At 73.4% G+C, this 16,987-nt stretch carries 17 protein-coding genes; 8 read left to right on the top strand and 9 right to left on the bottom strand.

The window, feature by feature from the left end; genetic code table 11:
* The first annotated feature begins 1 nt into the window (after position 1).
* On the top strand, positions 2-805 hold the full coding sequence (locus ABZ842_RS14610; RefSeq protein WP_361536810.1) for a class I SAM-dependent methyltransferase: 804 nt from the start codon (positions 2-4) through the stop codon (positions 803-805).
* A gap of 70 nt (positions 806-875) precedes the next feature.
* On the opposite strand, the gene ABZ842_RS14605 is transcribed toward ABZ842_RS14610, so the two are convergent.
* Positions 876-1,250 (bottom strand): DUF6086 family protein, encoded by a 375-nt coding sequence (locus ABZ842_RS14605; protein ID WP_361536808.1) that lies wholly within the window; start codon positions 1,248-1,250, stop codon positions 876-878.
* A gap of 76 nt (positions 1,251-1,326) precedes the next feature.
* On the opposite strand from ABZ842_RS14605, the gene ABZ842_RS14600 reads away from it, so the two are divergent.
* The 3 genes from ABZ842_RS14600 (at position 1,327) to ABZ842_RS14590 (ending at position 3,418) form a co-directional block, all read left to right on the top strand.
* Complete coding sequence (locus tag ABZ842_RS14600) at positions 1,327-2,433, top strand: hypothetical protein (RefSeq protein WP_361536806.1); 1,107 nt, start codon at positions 1,327-1,329, stop codon at positions 2,431-2,433.
* 86 nt (positions 2,434-2,519) lie between these two features.
* A complete protein-coding gene (locus tag ABZ842_RS14595; protein ID WP_361536804.1) occupies positions 2,520-2,924 on the top strand; it encodes an NUDIX hydrolase in 405 nt (134 codons plus the stop codon).
* A gap of 125 nt (positions 2,925-3,049) precedes the next feature.
* On the top strand, positions 3,050-3,418 hold the full coding sequence (locus ABZ842_RS14590; RefSeq protein WP_361536924.1) for a PaaI family thioesterase: 369 nt from the start codon (positions 3,050-3,052) through the stop codon (positions 3,416-3,418).
* Between the two features lie 12 nt (positions 3,419-3,430).
* On the opposite strand, the gene ABZ842_RS14585 is transcribed toward ABZ842_RS14590, so the two are convergent.
* From ABZ842_RS14585 to ABZ842_RS14575, 3 genes are read right to left on the bottom strand one after another with little or no spacing between them, the layout of a single operon-like run.
* Positions 3,431-4,273: an ABC transporter ATP-binding protein gene (locus tag ABZ842_RS14585; protein WP_361536802.1), complete on the bottom strand. Its 843-nt coding sequence runs from the start codon at positions 4,271-4,273 to the stop codon at positions 3,431-3,433.
* Positions 4,270-5,343 carry an iron chelate uptake ABC transporter family permease subunit gene (locus ABZ842_RS14580; RefSeq protein ID WP_361536800.1) on the bottom strand — a complete coding sequence of 358 codons (1,074 nt, stop codon included), beginning with the start codon at positions 5,341-5,343 and terminating at the stop codon, positions 4,270-4,272. The genes ABZ842_RS14585 and ABZ842_RS14580 overlap by 4 nt, the downstream gene beginning before the upstream one ends.
* Positions 5,340-6,353, bottom strand: a complete 1,014-nt coding sequence (locus tag ABZ842_RS14575; RefSeq protein WP_361536798.1) for an iron ABC transporter permease — start codon at positions 6,351-6,353, stop codon at positions 5,340-5,342. Before ABZ842_RS14575 ends, ABZ842_RS14580 begins: the two co-directional genes overlap by 4 nt.
* 162 nt (positions 6,354-6,515) lie before the next feature.
* On the opposite strand from ABZ842_RS14575, the gene ABZ842_RS14570 reads away from it, so the two are divergent.
* Complete coding sequence (locus ABZ842_RS14570; protein WP_361536796.1) at positions 6,516-7,256, top strand: HAD family hydrolase; 741 nt, start codon at positions 6,516-6,518, stop codon at positions 7,254-7,256.
* 25 nt (positions 7,257-7,281) lie between these two features.
* Here the strand turns inward: ABZ842_RS14570 and ABZ842_RS14565 are convergent, their stop codons facing one another.
* Positions 7,282-7,539, bottom strand: a complete 258-nt coding sequence (locus ABZ842_RS14565) for a hypothetical protein (RefSeq protein WP_361536794.1) — start codon at positions 7,537-7,539, stop codon at positions 7,282-7,284.
* Positions 7,540-7,718: 179 nt separating this feature from the next.
* Here ABZ842_RS14565 and ABZ842_RS14560 point away from each other — a divergent pair, with 179 nt between their 5' ends.
* Positions 7,719-8,102: a cold-shock protein gene (locus ABZ842_RS14560; protein WP_361536792.1), complete on the top strand. Its 384-nt coding sequence runs from the start codon at positions 7,719-7,721 to the stop codon at positions 8,100-8,102.
* 137 nt (positions 8,103-8,239) lie between these two features.
* Here the strand turns inward: ABZ842_RS14560 and ABZ842_RS14555 are convergent, their stop codons facing one another.
* From ABZ842_RS14555 to ABZ842_RS14540, 4 genes are all read right to left on the bottom strand, one after another.
* A complete protein-coding gene (locus tag ABZ842_RS14555; protein WP_361536790.1) occupies positions 8,240-9,130 on the bottom strand; it encodes a 1,4-dihydroxy-6-naphthoate synthase in 891 nt (296 codons plus the stop codon).
* Positions 9,127-9,807 carry a futalosine hydrolase gene (locus ABZ842_RS14550; RefSeq protein ID WP_361536788.1) on the bottom strand — a complete coding sequence of 227 codons (681 nt, stop codon included), beginning with the start codon at positions 9,805-9,807 and terminating at the stop codon, positions 9,127-9,129. Before ABZ842_RS14550 ends, ABZ842_RS14555 begins: the two co-directional genes overlap by 4 nt.
* Before the next feature lie 16 nt (positions 9,808-9,823).
* Positions 9,824-10,288, bottom strand: coding sequence for a DUF2771 domain-containing protein (locus ABZ842_RS14545; RefSeq protein WP_361536786.1), 465 nt, complete (start codon positions 10,286-10,288; stop codon positions 9,824-9,826).
* Between the two features lie 340 nt (positions 10,289-10,628).
* A complete protein-coding gene (locus ABZ842_RS14540) occupies positions 10,629-11,981 on the bottom strand; it encodes an MFS transporter (RefSeq protein ID WP_361536784.1) in 1,353 nt (450 codons plus the stop codon).
* A 307-nt stretch (positions 11,982-12,288) separates the two neighbouring features.
* Between ABZ842_RS14540 and ABZ842_RS14535 the strand changes: the two genes are divergently transcribed.
* Together ABZ842_RS14535 and ABZ842_RS14530 are read left to right on the top strand one after the other, a co-directional pair.
* Complete coding sequence (locus tag ABZ842_RS14535) at positions 12,289-13,206, top strand: DUF3027 domain-containing protein (protein WP_361536782.1); 918 nt, start codon at positions 12,289-12,291, stop codon at positions 13,204-13,206.
* Positions 13,207-13,815: 609 nt separating this feature from the next.
* The gene (locus ABZ842_RS14530) at positions 13,816-16,983 is read left to right on the top strand and encodes a molecular chaperone Hsp90 (RefSeq protein ID WP_361536780.1); all 3,168 of its coding nucleotides are present in this window, start codon (positions 13,816-13,818) and stop codon (positions 16,981-16,983) included.
* The last annotated feature ends 4 nt before the right edge of the window (positions 16,984-16,987 follow it).

The following is a 16,987-nucleotide window of genomic DNA, read 5'->3' as shown; positions in this document are numbered from 1 at the left end:
CGTGAAGGACTCCACCGGCATCACCGACCGCTCCCTCCTGGCCGGGAGCGCCTACAAGACCGCGCACGACCTCGCCGCCCGCCAGTCCCTCTACCAGTGGCAGTACCCGCGTTACGACCTGCCCGCGATGGTCACCGACCTCCTGCGCGACGTCCGCGGCACCGTGGTCGACGTGGGCTGCGGGAACGGCAGGTTCCTCGCGCGCCTGGCTCAGGAGCGGCCCGACCTGGACTTGTTGGGGCTCGACGTGTCCCCCGGCATTCTCAAGGGCCTACCTCAGCCGGTGGCCGTCGCGGACGCCGTCCGCCTGCCCCTGCGCACCGAGAGCGCGGACGCGGCGCTCGCGCTGCACATGCTGTACCACGTCGCGGACATCCCGAGCGCTGTCGCCGAACTGCGCCGAGTCCTGACCGGCGGCGGGCTCCTGATCGCCTCGACGAACGGCGCCCGTGACAAGGCCGAACTCGACCGGCTGTGGCGGCGCGCCGCAGGCGACGTGCTCGGCGTGGACGAAGGGCCGGAGCGCCTCTCGCTCAGCGCACGGTTCTCCCTGGAGAAGGCACCCGACCTGCTCCGTACCGCCTTCTCCGACGTCACGGTGGTCGAGCTGCCGGGCACCATCAGGGTGACAACGCCAGATCCGGTGATCGCCCACATGAACTCGTACCGAGCATGGGCAGGTCAGCAAGGAGTGCCGTTCGAGACCACCGTGGAGCGGGCACGCCACATCGTCGCGGACCGCATCGACCGGGACGGTGCGTTCGAGATCACCTGCCTCGGCGGCCTGCTGGTATGCACGGGCTGATCCGAGCGAGCAGCCTGGCCTCGTAGGGCATCACCTTCTGGTATCCGACGACTTCGCCGGGCCCTCAGGCTCAGGCCGCCATGATGCGGCTCAGCTCGTGCGACTTGTCCTGGAGGGCGGCTGCCCACGCCCCCTCAGAGGGAGTTAGGGCCGCCGACACCTCAATGTCCGCCCGATCCGCCAGGGCCAGCACGGTGGCAACGAAGCCCTCGGACAGCGACGCCACGACCGCGTGCCTCGTGCTTCTGTGCCACGCGAGCAGGGCGTCGACGAACTCTTTGAATACGACGGGGTCGATCTGACATTCGTCTTCCTGCATGGGGCCGATGCCGGACGGCAGTCCCAGTTCGGTCTGGTAGACGCTCACTTGGCTCATGAACAGCCGGGAGGCTCCGTTGGACGGGTTCCACAGGGTCTCGTCGCCCATTTCGTAGTACTGACTCAAAGCAACCTCCGGGAAAACAGGTCGGCTCGGCGCCGCCGAACTGCGAGGATGCGCCTAATTCCCCGACGGAGGATATTTGTTCGTTTTCGTGTGTACGGGCTGCGGTGCCGAGTTGACCAGCCCGCTGTCCCAGGTCGCCCTGCCAGTCCACGCCCGTCAGAAGTACGGGAACGGGGCCCAGCTTCCAGTGCTCATGCAGTCAGGGACGTTCGCCGTGGACCCGGACCCCTGGGGCGGGCCGTGGCGGATGTGGGACGAGATCGACCCGGGTGAGGCGGAGGCACGCGGCATTTACGCGCCGGTCCGCGCCCTGTCCGACAACCCGACCGGGGAGGTCGTCATCGCGCCCGGCGACGTCCGTGGAACCCGGCTGGTGCCCGAGAAGCGCGGCGGTGCCTGCTGCGGCCTCGACGGAGCCGACGGGCCCAACATGGCCTGTCTGGCGTGCGACCTGCCCGTGGCGACCAGGATCGACGACTGTTCGCTCTGGCAGGCGGTGCGGCTCAGCCCGGACGCCGTGCACCGAGTCCCCGTTGAGGGGGTCCACGCAACGCCGCTCTCCTGGGCGGAGCTGGCGGAGCGGGGAGAGCGAACGCCCCCGTTCGAGCCGATCGGCACATGGGGAGGGCGGTCGGGGCCGGGCCACTACTGGTCGTGGAGTCCGCAGTGGGAGGCCGCGGCCGGCAAGGCGCTCGCCCATCTGCTCGTCGCCTCCCGAGGGCAGCGGGTGGAGGTCCCGGCCGGTCTGACCGCGGACGTCTTCCAACGCGCGCTCGACGACCTGCTACCCGCCGACGCCCCCGAGCGCCGCGCCGTCCTGGCCGGACCGGGACAGCCATCCCCGGACGCGGGCGTCGACATCCTCCTCGTACCGATCCATCCCCAGACGGGTCAGACCTGGGCCCCCGCCAGCCCGACCGCAGCGGCGTACCTCGTGCCGCTGCCGCTGGGGGTGTGGCTGTGGCTGGTCTCCCCCCGGCCGTACTTGCCGGTTCCCGCGTCCGGCCGCCTGCCCCGGGACGTCCTCCGCGACGACCCGCTCCCCCTGCTCCCCAACCACTCGTTCTGGGCCGACCGGGAAACGTTCCAGCACACCCTGGTCCGGCTGCCGGCCGTACGCAGCCCGTGGCTGCGCACCATCCTCAAGAACGTCGCACAGGGCACCTGCGCCTACCTCTTCTAGCCGCCCTCACAGGCGAGCACCGGCCGGCGCGGGCCAACACGCCGTGATGGTGCTCGGCAGACCTACGCGTAGATAGTGTCCATGTCATGGAAAAGACCGGAGTCAAGCGGGAAGCCGTGGTGGCCGTCCTCCAAGAGGCCGGCCGGATCCTGGTGATCCTGCGGGGCCCGCAAGCGCGGCAACCCGGCCACTGGGCGCCGCCAGCCGGCACGATCGAGGCGGGCGAGCGGCAACAGGACGCGCTGGTGCGCGAGGTGCAGGAGGAGCTCGGGCTGCGGGTGGCTCCGCTGGCGAAGGTGTGGGAGAGCGCCACCGACGACGGCGACTTCGTCCTGCACTGGTGGACCGCCGCGATCGAGGGCGGGGAGTTGGCCCTCGACCCGGGTGAGGTCAGCGAGGTCCGCTGGGTCACCGCCGAGGAGTTCATGGAGTTGCGGCCGACGTTCCCGGGGGACCACTCCTTCTTCACCGACGTACTGCCGGACCTGTGACGCCCCGCGAAGGAGAGCCCGTGGCACACCAGACGCACCACGAACCGCTCGACCCCGGCCCTGACCTCGACCTCGACCTCGACCTCGACAAGCGCATCCGGGCCAGCTTCGAGCGCCAGGGGCTCATGGCCCACCTCGGCGCGCGCCTCGCGCACGTCGCGCCCGGGCGCGTGCACATCGTGCTGCCCAGCCGGCCGGAGGTCACCCAGCAGAACGGGTACGTCCACGCCGGGGCCACCAGCGCCGTCGCGGACAGCGCCGGCGGGTACGCCGCCTACACGCTCTTCCCCGAGGACACCGAAGTCCTCACCGTCGAGTACAAGATCAACCTGCTCGCGCCGGCCGTCGGCGACCACATCGAGGCGATCGGGACCGTGCTGAAGGCCGGGCGCACGCTGACCGTGTGCACGCTGGAGGCGTACGCCGTACGGGGCGAGCAGCGCACACTCGTCGCGAACGGGCAGCAGACCCTGATACGGATCGCGAAGTCCTAGCCCGGAAACACCTCAGCGCGGATCCGGCACCTTCGACCCGTCCGACACCTTCGACCCGTCCGACACCTTCGAGCCGTACGGCGCCCCCGGCACCACCAGCGGCGACCCCGTCACCGGGTCCGGCACCACCACCGACTCCAGGCCGAAGACCTCCCGGACCAGCTCCGCCGTGACCACCTCGGCCGGCGCGCCCTCCGCCACCACGCGGCCCGACTTCATCGCGACCAGGTGGTCCGCGTAGCGCGCCGCCTGGTTGAGGTCGTGCAGGACCGCGACGACCGTACGGCCGCGCTCGTGGTTGAGGCGGCGCACCAGGTCCAACACCTCCACCTGGTGCGCGATGTCCAGGAACGTCGTCGGCTCGTCCAGGAGCAGCAGTTCCGTCTCCTGGGCCAGCGCCATCGCGATCCACACCCGCTGCCGCTGCCCGCCGGAGAGCTCGTCGACGGGACGGTCCGCGAGCGCGGTGACGTCAGTGCGGGCCATCGCGTCCGTGACCGCCCGCTCGTCCTCCTCCGACCACTGCCGCCACCACGCCTGGTGCGGCTGCCGGCCCCGGGACACCAGGTCCCCGACGGTGATCGCCTCCGGCGCGACCGGCGACTGCGGCAGCACCCCCACCCGCTGCGCGATCTTCTTCGTCGGCAGCCCGGCCAGGTCCTGGCCGTCCAGCAGCACCGAGCCGCCCTTCGGCTTCAGCAGCCGGCCCAGCGCCCGCAGCGTCGTGGACTTGCCGCAGGCGTTGGGGCCCACGATCACGGTCACGGCGCCGTCCGGGATCGCCAGGTCCAGCTCGTGGACCACGGTGCGGTCCTCGTACGCGAGCGTCAGCCCGCGCGCGGTCAGTCGGCTCACGCCTTCCCTCCGGTGGTACGGCTCCGCATGATGAGCCAGATCAGATACGGCGCGCCGACGGCGGCCGTGAGCACGCCGACGGCCAACTCCGTCGGCGAGAAGAGCCGACGCGCCAACAGGTCCGCGAGGACCACGATCACCGCGCCTGTCAGCGCCGAACTCAGCAACGGCAACTGCGCGGTGCGCGTCAGCCGGCGGGCGATCTGCGGCGCGAGCAGCGCCACGAAGTCGACGGGCCCCGCCGTGCCCGTCGCCATGGACGCCAGCAGCACCCCGAGCGCCACCAGCCCCAGCCGCACCCGGCCGAGCCGTACGCCGAGCGCGGTGGCGGTGTCGTCGTCCAGCGCGACGGTCCGCTGGGCGCGGGCCGCCCAGACGATCGCGGGCGCGAGCACCAGCAGCGTCCAGGCCAGCGGCGCGAGTTCGTCCCAGCCGCGCCCGTTGAGCGAGCCGGTCATCCAGATCTGCGCCTGCTGGGCGACGAGGTAGTCCCCCTTCGTCATGAACAGCGTCGTCAGCGAGCGCAGCGCGATCGCGAACCCGATGCCGATCAGCACGAAGCGCGCCGCGTGCAGCCCGCCGCGCCAGGCGAAGACGTACACCAGCGCCGCCGCCGCGATCCCGCCGGCGACGGAGAGGTACGGCAGCAGGGTGTACGAGGTGACGCCGAAGGTCATCGCGGCCACCGTGACGACGCTCGCGCCCTGGCTGATGCCGATGACGTCGGGGGACGCGAGCGGATTGCGCGCCACGGTCTGGATCAGCGCGCCCGCGATCCCGAACGCCGCGCCCACCAGCAACCCGGTCACCAGGCGCGGCAGCCGCAGCGTGCCGACGACGAGTTCGTTAGGGGTCTCCTCGCCGAGCAGCACCCGCACGACCTCGGCCGGCGGCACGAAGCTCTCGCCGACGGAGAGGTACGCCACGCAGACCGCGGCGAGGAGGACGGCGAGCGCGCCGGCGACGACGACGCTGCGCCGGTGCACCAGCACGCTGCCGCGGCCCCGGGAGGAGCGGAGCACCCCGTATCCGGCGGGCCGTACGGCCCCACCGCGCAGCTGCGTACTCACGCCGCCACCACCTTCTTCCGACGCAGCAGCACCACCAGGAACGGCACCCCGATCAGCGCCGTCGTCACCCCGGCCGGCACCTCCCCGGGCGGGAACACCACGCGTCCGACCACGTCCGCCACCAGCAGCATCACCGGCCCGATCAGCGCCGCCATCGGCAGCAGCCACCGGTGGTCGCCGCCGACGACGGCGCGGGCGATGTGCGGCACGGCGAGGCCGACGAAGGCGATCGGGCCGGCCGCGGCGACCGCGACGCCGGTCAGCACGGTCGCGGCGATCCCGCCCACGACCCGTACCGTCGCCACGTTCTGCCCGAGGCCCTTCGCCACGTCGTCGCCGAGCGCGAGCGCGTCCAGCCCGCGTGCCACGTAGACCAGCAGCACCACGCCCAGCAGCAGGAACGGCCAGACCTGTTGGACGACCTCCTGCTCCCGCCCGGCCAGCGAACCCACCTGCCAGAAGCGGTACTCGTCGAGCGCCGCGGCCTTGGTGGTGAGGACGCCGTTGGTGACGGAGGCGAGCAGGGCGTTGATCGCGGCGCCGCCGAGCGCCAGCTTCACGGGCGTCGCGCCGCCCCGGCCGCTGGAGGCGATCGCGTACACCGCGACGGACGCCACCGCCGCGCCCGCGAAGGCGAACCAGACGTATCCGGTGAGGGTGTGCACGCCGGCGTACGCGATCGCGAGGACGACGGCGACGGACGCCCCCTGGCTGATGCCGAGGATCCCGGGGTCGGCGATGGGGTTGCGGGTGAGCCCTTGCAGGACCGTTCCGGCAAGGGCGAGCGCCGCGCCGACCATCAGGCCGATGAGGGTACGGGGGACCCGGAGCTCCCGGACGACTTGGGCGTCCGCGCCGCCCCCGTCCTGGAACAGCGCCTCGAAGACGGCCGAGGGCGGGATGGTGCGCGCCCCCACTCCGAGGCTGAGGAGCACCGCGACCAGCAGGGCAGTGACGGCCGCCGCCGTCCAGCCGATGCGGCGGGCCGCAAGCGCGCGTCTGGCTGACATGGCGACCAATCGAGGAAGTCGAGGAGTGACGTTGAGAAGCGAAGTCGAGAAGTGAAGTTGAGAAGCGAAGTTGAGAGGTAAAGCGTGACTGAAAAGGATAGGTAAGGCTTAGCTGAGTGTACGAGAGAGCGTGTACGACACAACGACGGGCACAATGGCCCCATGGCCGCACACCAGGAGACGACGCACCGAGGGACCGCGCCCCGGGAGGCGAAGCGCCCGGGGACCGCGCCCCGCCCGGCACCCGCCCCCACGGCTGTTCCGCCTGCACCCTTCACCGTGGGCTTCGACCTGGACATGACGCTGATCGACTCCCGACCCGGCATCCGGGCGGCCTACCGGGCCCTCTCCGCGGAGACCGGAGTGTGGATCGACGCCGACCTCGCGGCCACCCGACTGGGGCCGCCGCTGGAACAAGAGCTCGCGCACTGGTTCCCCGATGATCGAATTCCGGCCATGGGTGATCGGTACCGCGAGATCTACCCGACGTATGCGATCGAGCCCACCCTGGCGCTCCCCGGCGCGCGGGAAGCGGTGCGCGCCGTGCGGGAGAACGGCGGCCGGGCCATCGTCGTCACCGCCAAGCACGAGCCGAACGCCAAGCTCCACCTGGAGCACCTCGACATCGCGCCGGACGCGGTGATCGGCTGGCTGTGGGCCGAGGGCAAGGCGGAAGCGCTGCGCGAGTACGGCGCAAGCGTCTACGTGGGCGACCACATCGGGGACGTACGCGGTGCGCACACCGCCGGCGCGCTCTCCGTCGCCGTGCCCACCGGCCCGTGCAGCCCTGCTGACCTGCGAGAAGCCGGGGCGGATGTGATCCTTGAGGACCTGCTCGCCTTCCCCGACTGGCTACGCGACCACCTCACGAACCGGCGCGTGCCGGGCGCGCGGGAGGCGTAACGCGCCCCGCGCGGGCCCCGAAACGTCAGGACATCCCGGATGATTGCGGCATCACCGATTTGGCCGCCCGCCGCTGGGCCGCGACCGAACGGAGTACCCCCGCGCCCGCGATCGCGAAGCCGACGCCCATCAACATGCACACCCCGTACGCCACCGGCGGGAACGGTTCGGTGCCCAGGAACAGCGGGGCCAGCGTGACGAGCGTGGCCACTGCGCCGACGATGAAGACGATGGCACCGACCCGGACCAGCCCGTCACCCGGCGCGGAAGGAGTAGCAGTCATCCAGCCAGGGTAGTTCCCTGCGAGTAGGAACCGTTCGGCGACGTCTTGTCACCAGCCCCTGGACCATTAGCCTTGGAGTCGGAGCGGGTCGGTCGACCCGCTGCACTGCTATCCAGAGCCGTTTTCGGCGCATCAGCGCCCGACGAAGCGCCCCAACGAGTACGAGGACGAGGACAGACGTGCCCACCGGCAAGGTCAAATGGTTCAACAGCGAGAAGGGCTTCGGCTTTCTCTCCCGCGACGACGGCGGCGACGTCTTCGTCCACTCGTCAGTGCTGCCCGACGGGGTCGACGTGCTCAAGCCCGGTCAGCGCGTCGAGTTCGGTGTCGTCGCCGGTCAGCGCGGCGACCAGGCCCTGTCCGTCACGGTCCTGGACCCCACCCCGTCCGTCGCCGCGGCCCAGCGCCGCAAGCCGGACGAACTGGCGTCCATCGTGCAGGACCTCACCACCCTCCTGGAGAACGTCACCCAGCAGTTGGAGCGCGGGCGTTACCCCGACAAGGCGCAGGGCTCGAAGATCGCGGGCATGCTGCGGGCGGTGGCGGACCAACTGGACGTGTGACGGTCCCGGCGCCACAGAGCGCATCCCGGCCGAGGGGCGGTGCGAGGCCCTTCGGCCGTTCGGCGCTTTAGGTGCTTCAGGTGCTTTACGGGAGGTTCGGCGCTTCAGGGAGTGCAGGTACGGAAGCACTCGGGCGCTCAGACGAAGTCGAGCGCGCCCGGCGCGAGCGCCGGCACGAGCCCTTCGGCCGCCGCGCGCGTGAGCAAGCCGCGCACCGCCGCGTACCCGTCGGGCCCCAGGTTCGCGGTGAACTCGTTCACGTAGAGCCCGATGTGCCGGTCCGCCACCGACGGGTCCATCTCCTGCGCGTGCTCCCGTACGTACGGACGCGAGACCTCCGGGTCGTCCCAGGCCATCCGCACCGACGCCCGGACGGACTCCGCGAGCAGCCGCAGCCGTTCGGCGCCCAGTGACCGCTTCGCGACGATCGCGCCCAGCGGGATCGGCAGCCCGGTCGTCGACTCCCAGTGCTCGCCCATGTCGGCGAGCCGGTGCAGTCCGTACTCCTGGTACGTGAACCGCGCCTCGTGGATCACCAGTCCGGCGTCCACCCGGCCGTCCCGCACCGCCGGCATGATCTCGTGGAACGGCAGCACGACCACCTCGCCGACCCCGCCCGGCACCTCGGTCGCCGCCCACAGCCGGAACAGCAGGTACGCCGTGGACCGTTCGCTCGGCACCGCGACCGTACGGCCCGCGAGGTCGGCGGCGGAGCCCTCGGCGTCCCGGGTGAGCACCAGCGGTCCGCAGCCGCGGCCGAGCGCGCCGCCGCAGGGCAGCAGGGCGTACTCGTCGAGGATCCACGGCAGCACCGCGTACGACACCTTCAACACCGTGCCCTCGCCGCGCTCCGCCATCCCGTTGGTGACGTCGATGTCCGCGAAGGTGACGTCCAGCGCGGGCGCGCCGGGCACCCGGCCGTGGGCCAGGGCGTCGAAGACGAAGGTGTCGTTCGGGCAGGGCGAGTACGCGATGTCGATGCGGTCGGTGCGGTCGCTGCGCGCGGCGGGGGCTTGGGTGCCGGTCACTTCGGCTCCTCGGAGGGCTCGGAGGGCTCGGAGAAGACGGGGCTGAGCTGTCGGAAGCCGTCCGTCAGGGCGGTCAGCGCGTCCTTGATGCGCCAGGCGGAGCGGTCCCGCGGCCCGACCGGGTTCGAGATCGCCCGGACCTCCAGGACGGGCAGCGAGTGCGCCGCCGCGGCCTCCGCCACGCCGAAGCCCTCCATCGCCTCGGCCGCGGCGCGCGGGTGACGCGCGGTCAACTCGGTCGCGCGGGCGGCCGTTCCGGTGACCGTCGAGACCGTCAGCACCGGCGCGCACAGGGCGCCCGCGGCCTGCGCGGCACGGCGGGCGAGCCCCGCGGGCGGCAGGTGCGTCGCCCGGCCGAAGCCCAGCTCGTCGACGGGGAGCCAGCCGCCGTCCGGCGTCTGCGCGCCCAGGTCCGCGGCGACGATCGCGTCCGCGACGACGAGCGAGCCGACCGGTGCGTGCGGCACAAAACCGCCCCCGATCCCGGCGCTGACCACGAGGTCGTACGGGACGGGGGCGCGGCTGAGGGCGGTGGCGGCGCGGGCGGCGGCGGAGGCGGGGCCGACGCCGCCGACGATCACGTCGACGGTTCCGTTGCCACGGGCGCGGGCACCGACGTCCGCGGCGTCGACGGCCTCGGCCTCCGGCGCCACGGCGGTCACGACGAGTACGCGCACGGCCCGCCCCCGGACGTCAGGACTTCTTCAGGGTGAAGGTCCAGATGCCGATGATCTTGCCCTTCTTGGACTCGACGATCTGGATCTTCGTGGAGTCGGTGCTCTCGGCGAAGAAGGAGCTGCCGACGAGGGAGCGGTACGTCTTGGTGTACGGCTCCTGCTCGACGGGCTTGCCGTCGATGAACAGCGACCAGCCGTTGTCGGCGATCGCCGGGTCCACGCCGAAGCGGATCAGCTCGTCCGGCGACACCTTGACGGTCTCGCCTTCCTTCTTGTTCAGGCAGTCCTGGAGCTCGGACTCCTTGATCTCCTTGCCGTCGTTGTAGCAGGCGGCCTCCGAGGTGACGGACTCCGTCCCGACCGTGACGGTCGCGACCGGCGTCGGCTTTTCGCAGGCGGAGAGGACGAGGAGCCCGGCGCTGACGGCGCCGATGCTGGCAACGGCCCGGCGACGCTTGCCGGACAAGAACGCAACGGTCATGCGGGAAGGCTATCTTCCCGTGTCCCCCGGCCTGCGCCGGGGCCCCCGCGCGTCGCCCTCCGTCGCCACGGTGGCCCTCCGGGCGGGGTGCGGGGTGCGCGTCCGGGGCGCACTGTGCGCGACCCGTCTGTTGCTGTTTCGCGCAGTTCCTCGCGCCCCTGAAAACCCCGCCGTTTCCCTGCGGGAGGACTGATCTCCGCGGCCCGTCCGTGGCTGTTCGCACAGTTCCGCCCCCTGTGCCCTGCGGGAACGGGGGGCGGAACTGCGCGACAAGCCACAATGCACCCGCAGGGACCAGAGCTCCCGCGGGGGAACGGCGAGGGCGTCGGAGGGCCGGGGGTTAGGCCACGCGGGGGTGGGGGTGGGGGCCGCGGCGGGCGGCCGATAGGAGGCCGCGGGTGGAGGCGAGGGAGCCCGCGCAGACGATGCCCGCCGCGACGGCCATCCCCAGCACCCCGTTCAACGGCAGCAGTATCCCCACCGCACCCCCCACCACCCACGCCATCTGCAGCAACGTCTCCGAGCGGGCGAACGCCGACGTCCGCACCTCCTCCGGCACGTCCCGCTGGATCAGCGCGTCCAGCGACAGCTTCGCCAGCGCCTGGCACAGCCCCGCCGTCGCCGCCAGCACGGCGACCATCCCCGCGCCGAAGAACACCGCCGCCAGCACCGCGGCCGTCAGGACCACCCCCAGCACCGTCGCGATGATCGCCTCCGGGCCGCGCGCCTTCAGCCACGCGCCCACGACCGTCCCCAGCGCGTTGCCCGCCCCGGCCGCCACACCCACGATCGCCATCGACATCGCCTCGCTCTGGCCCGCCAGCGGATGCTCCCGCAGCAGGAACGCCAGGAAGAAGATGAGGAACCCGGAAAGGCAGCGCAGCGCCGCGTTCGCCTGCAGGCCGTGGATCACCGACGGGCCGACCGTCCGCAGGCTGGGCCGCTTCCCGCCGTGGGTGAGCACCCGCACGTTCGTCTCGCCCTTCGCGGAGTCCACCCGCTGCGGCAGCCGCAGCGCCCAGAACGCCCCGAGCAGGAACAGCGCGCACGCCCCGTACAGCGTCCACGCCGGGCCGATCTGGTGCAGCCCCGCGGCGACGGGCGCCGCCACGCCGGTCGCCAGCAGCCCGGCGAGCGTGACCCGCGAGTTCGCCTTGACGAGGGAGAACCGCGGCGGCAGCAGTCGCGGTACGACCGCGCTGCGGACCACGCCGTACGCCTTGGAGGCCACCAGCACCCCCAGCGCGGCCGGATACAGCTCCAGCGACCCCGTCACCACCGCCGCCGACAGCACCAGCGCCAGCGCGGCCCGGACCAGCATCGCCGTGGCCATCGCGGCCCGCCGGCCGTGCGGGATCCGGTCCAGCAGCGGGCCGATCACCGGCGCGAGCAGCGCGAACGGCGCGAGGGTGATCGCCAGGTAGAGGGTGACCCGGCCGCGTGCCTCGTCCGTGGGCACGGAGAAGAAGACCGTCGACGCGAGGGCGACGGTGATCATGACGTCGCCGGCGCCGTTCACCGCGTGCAGCTCAATCAGCCGGCCGAGGCCCGACTCGCCGGCGCCCTGTGCGTGCGTCGCCTTGCGGATGGACCGCGCCGTGCCGCTGAACGGCAGGTGCAGTGCGCGCCCCACCGCCCGGCACGCTCGGGTGAGCGCCCCGGACCCGTCGTCCGACGAACTGGCTGCGGCCACCACGCCATACTGCCCGAAGGACCGGCGCGACGGCGGGTGATGCGGGGTTGTTAGCTCCCGGTTGGGGCGCGCAGGTGGGCGGGGCGCTGCGAAGGAGGTAGCGTGCGTAGCGCGCCACCGGCGAATGTTCTCGGCCGCGCGCCTCTTCGCCATCCCGCAGAATGGATGACACAGAGGTGTGCCCGGGACGACCGGTCCGGGCGCGGACGTCGATGCGGCCCCCTGGTCCGCTCCGCCCGCGGCCCGTACCCCACGCATCGGTCGGTCGGCGGCACCCGTGAGACGGCGTAGGAGAGAAGCGAGACCTGTGAGTGCTGCGACGACGCGAAGCCGTACCCCCGACCGTCTGTGCGCCGAGGCGGTAGATCTCGCCAGGGCAGCCGCGGAGGAGGTCGCGGCGCCAGGTGTGGTGGGCGAGCACGTCTCCCTCGTATCGGAGGGGGATCGCGTCGTCACGCACTTCTTCGAGTGCAAGGAGCCGGGCTACCGCGGCTGGCGGTGGGCCGTGACCGTGGCCCGCGCCTCGCGCGCGAAGTTGGTCACCCTCGACGAGTCCGTACTACTGCCCGGCCCCGATGCGCTGCTGGCGCCCGAGTGGGTGCCGTGGAGCGAGCGCCTGCGCCCGGGTGACCTGGGGCCGGGGGACCTGCTGCCCACGGAGGCGGAGGACCTGCGGCTGGAGCCCGGCTACTCCGGCGAGGACGCCCCGCCGCCGAACTCCGCGCTCGCCGGGACCACGCACGACCTCGCGGAGCGCGTCGAGGAGGAGGACGCGGAGCTGACCGACCGGCGGCCCGCGGACACCTTCCCCAACGGCCGCGGCGACCTCGCGTCCCTCGCGGAGGAGCTCGGCATGCGCCGGGCGCGGGTGCTGTCCCGGTACGGCCTGCACACCGCGGCGGACCGCTGGGACGAGTCCTTCGGGGCGAAGACCCCGATGGCGCAGGCCGCGCCGGCGTCCTGCGTGACCTGCGGGTTCCTGGTGCCGATCGCGGGGTCGCTGTCGCAGGCGTTCGGGATCTGCGCGAACGAGTTCTCGCCGGCGGACGGGCACGTGGTGTCGTTGTCGTACGGGTGCGGGGGGCATTCGGAGGCGGCTGTGATGCCGAAGGCGCCGCAGCCGGCGCCGCCGGTGCTGGACTCGATGGCCGCGGATGAGTTCCCCCTCGGCGAGGAGCCCGCCCACGTCGGCGCCCCGCCGGACGAGGACCTGGGCCACTCGTAGCCCTGCGCTGCGCTGGCGCTCGTGGCCCCCGCCGTTCCCCTGCGGGCCGCGGGTGGTTGCTCGCGCAGTTCCGCCCCCTACGCCCAGGGGCGTGGGGGGACCCCCACCTGTGCCCTACGGGCACGGGGGACCCAGCGCCCCTTCCCGCCGTTTCCCTGCGGGAAGTTTGGTCTCTGCGGCCCGGTGGTGGGCTGTTCGCGCAGTTCCCCGCGCCCCTGATGTGCTGCCGCCGCCTTTTGACTGCAAGCTGGGGGCGAAGGTTTTGGGGCGCTGGGGCCCCATGCCTTGCGGGCGGGCGGGGCTCAGGGCCATGCCTACGCCCGAAGGGCGAGGCAATTAGGGGCGCGGGGAACTGCGCGAACAGCCCACCACCGGGCCGCAGAGACCAGACCTTCCGCAGGGAAACGGCGGGGTAGTCAGGGGCGCGAGGAACTGCGCGAACAGCCACAGACGGCCCGCAGAGATCAGCGCGGCCCGCAGGGGAACGGCGGGGAACTGTGTGGCAAGCCCGCCGCAGGGCGAAGGGCGGGCGGGGCCGCCCGGGGGGACGCGGTACCTTCGGCGCGCAGGTGACAGTGAAACGCAGAACAGACAGAGCGGAGCCACACCGTGAGCGTCGTCAGTCCCTCCGAAGCCGCCGATCCGTTCGGCACCGCACGCCTGCGGCGCGGCGTGTTGGACGCCTGGGCGGCGAGCCCCGCGCGGTTCCGGGAGGACGCCAACGCCGAGGAGGACCTCGTACTCGGCGGCTACCGCGACCGCCTCGTCATCGAGCTGGCGCAGAACGCCGCGGACGCCGCCGCCCGCACCGGCTCCCCCGGCCGGCTGCGGCTGACGCTCCGTGAGAACACCCTCGCCGTGGCGAACACCGGCGCCCCGCTCGACGCGACCGGCGTCGAGTCCCTGAGCACCCTGCGCGCATCGGCGAAGCGCGACGACCAGGGCGTCGGCCGGTTCGGCGTCGGGTTCGCCGCGGTGCTCGCGGTCAGCGACGAGCCCGCGGTGGTCGGGCGGCACGGCGCCGTCCGCTGGTCGCTCGCGGAGGCGCGCGCCCTCGCGCAGGAGGTCGCGCAGGCGCAGCCGAGCCCCGGCCTCGCCGAGGAGCTGCGGCGGCGCGACGGGCACGTGCCGACGCTGCGTCTCCCGCTCCCCGCCGAGGGCACCGCGCCCGACGGGTACGACACCGTCGTGGTGCTGCCGCTGCGCGACGGCGCCGCCGTCGACCTCGTCGAGCACCTGCTGCGCTCGATCGACGACGCCCTGCTCCTCACGCTTCCCGGCCTCGCGGAGGTCGTCGTCGACACGCCCGACGGCGTACGGACCCTGCGGCGCGAGACGGACGGCCCGTACGTACGCATCCTGGACAGCGACAGCAACAGCGCGCACGGCAACGGCGCCCGCCGCTGGCGCACCGTCAGCGACGGCGGCGCGCTGGACGCCGCGCTGCTGAAGGACCGTCCGGTCGAGGAGCGGCTGCGGCCGTACTGGAGCGTGACGTGGGCGGTCCCCGTGAACGGCGACGGCGCGCCGGAGCGGCCGGCGACCGCGCCCGTCGTGCACGCGCCGACGCCGACGGACGAGCCGCTGGGCGTACCGGCGCTGCTGATCGCTTCGTTGCCGCTGGACACCACCCGTCGGCACCCCGCGCCCGGGCCGCTCACCGACTTCGTGGTGGAGCGCGCCGCCGATGCGTACGCGACGCTCCTCGGCGGCTGGGAGCCGCTGTCGACGGGCACGGTGGACCTGGTGCCGGGCCCGCTCGGCAAGGGCGAGTTGGACGGGGCGCTGCGCGCCGCGGTCCTGCGGCGGCTGCCGCGCGTCGCGTTCCTGGAGCCCGCCGCGCCCAGGACGGGCGTGGAGGAGGACACCGGCCTGCCGGCCGCCGAGCGCTCCGGGGCGCTGCGGCCGATGGAGGCCGAGGTGGTGGAGGGCGCGGGCCTGGAGACCGTACGGGTGCTGGCGGAGGTGTTGCCGACGCTGCTGCCCGCCGGGCTTGAGCGCCGCACCGAGCTGCGCACCCTCGGCGTCGCCCGGGTCCCGCTGACGGAGGCGGTCGACCGGCTGGCCGGGCTGGAGCGGGAGCCGGGCTGGTGGTGGCGGCTGTACGAGAGCCTCGCCGGCGTCGACCCGGACCGGCTCACCGGCCTCCCGGTGCCGCTCGCGGACGGCCGCACCGTGATCGGGCCGCGGCAGATCCTGCTCCCGCTGCCGGACGGCCGCGCCGGGACCCACGAGCAGCTCGCCCGGCTCGGGCTGAAGGTCGCCCACGAGGACGCCGCGCACCCGCTGTTGGAGAAGCTGGGCGCGCTGCCCGCGACGCCGCGCGCCGTCCTGACGACCCCGCAGGTGCGCACCGCGGTCGCCGGTTCGCTGGAGGCGGGTGAGATCTGGGACGAGGACGCGCCCGCGGCGCTGGACGCCGAGGAGCTGGCGGACACGGTGCTGGCGCTGGTGCGCGACGCCGAGTTGGAGCCGGGCGACGAGCCGTGGCTGGGGGCGCTGGCGCTGCCCGACGAGGACGGCGAGCTGTCGCCGGCGGGTGAGCTGGTGCTGCCGGGCAGCCCGTTCGCCTCGGTGATGCGCGAGGGCGACCTGGCGTTCTGCGACGCCGAGCTGGCCGAGCGCTGGGACGGGCGGGCGCTCGCCGCCTGCGGGGTGCTGACGAACTTCGCCCTCGTGCGCGCCGCGGACGTCGTCCTCGACCCGGACGAGTTGGAGCCGCGCGACGGCGACTACGCGGAGCCGGACGACCCGGGCCTGCTGGACGCGGTCGACGTGTGGTGCGAGGACGTGTTGGACCGGCTCCCCGAGGGGCCGGTGCCGCCGGTGGCGACGGAGCTGGTGGCCGTACGGGACCTGGACCTGGTCGACGACGACCGGTGGCCGCAGGCGCTGGCGCTGCTCGCCCAGCCGCCGCTGCGGGACGCGCTCACCCAGCCCGTGCGCGTGCTGCTGCCGGACGGGACCACGCAGACCGTGCGGCCGTACACCGCGTGGTGGCTGCGCGACCACCCCGTGCTCGACGGCCGGCGCCCCGCGGGGCTGCGGGCGGCCGGCGGCGATCCGCTGCTGGACGGGTTGTACGAGTCCGTGGACGCCTCCGGCTTCGACGACGCGCAGGTGCTGCGGGCGCTCGGGGTGCGCACCTCGGTCGCCGCGCTGCTCGACGAGCCGGGCGGGGCGGCGGAGCTGCTGGGGCGGCTCGCGGACGCGGAGCGCCCGGTGCGCCCGGCCCAGCTGCACGGGCTCTACACGGCGCTCGCGGACCTCGACCCGGAGCAGGTCACGCTGCCGGACGCGGTGCGGGCCGTGGTGGACGGCGAGGTGCGGGTGGTGGACGCGGCGGACGCGGTGGTCGCCGACGCGCCGGACCTGATCCCGCTCTCGGGCGGCCTGCCGCTGCTGCCGGTCTCCCCCGAGCGCGCGGCGGACCTGGCGGAGCTGTTCCAGGTGCGCCGGCTGAGCGAGGCGGTCACCGCGGAGGTGACGTCGGCGGGCGAGGAGCACGAGGTCCCCGACTCGGTGCGGGTCCTGCTGGGCCCGGCGACGCCCGACGCGTACGTCGAGCACGAGGAGCTGGTCGCCGGCGGCGTCGAACTGGACTGGCGCCGTACGTCCGACGGGGTGGTGCACGCGGCGACGGTCGAGGGCGTCGCGGCGGGGCTGGCGTGGGCGGCGGGCCAGTGGCCGCGGCGCTTCGAGGTGGCCGCGCTGCTGGAGGACCCGTCGCGGACGGAGGAGCTGGCCCGGGACCGCTGGTTCGACCCGGGCGCGTGAGGCC

The organism is Streptomyces sp. NPDC047315 (assembly GCF_040643215.1).
Lineage (GTDB): Bacteria > Actinomycetota > Actinomycetes > Streptomycetales > Streptomycetaceae > Streptomyces.
This window is presented reverse-complemented; position numbering and strand designations above follow the sequence as displayed.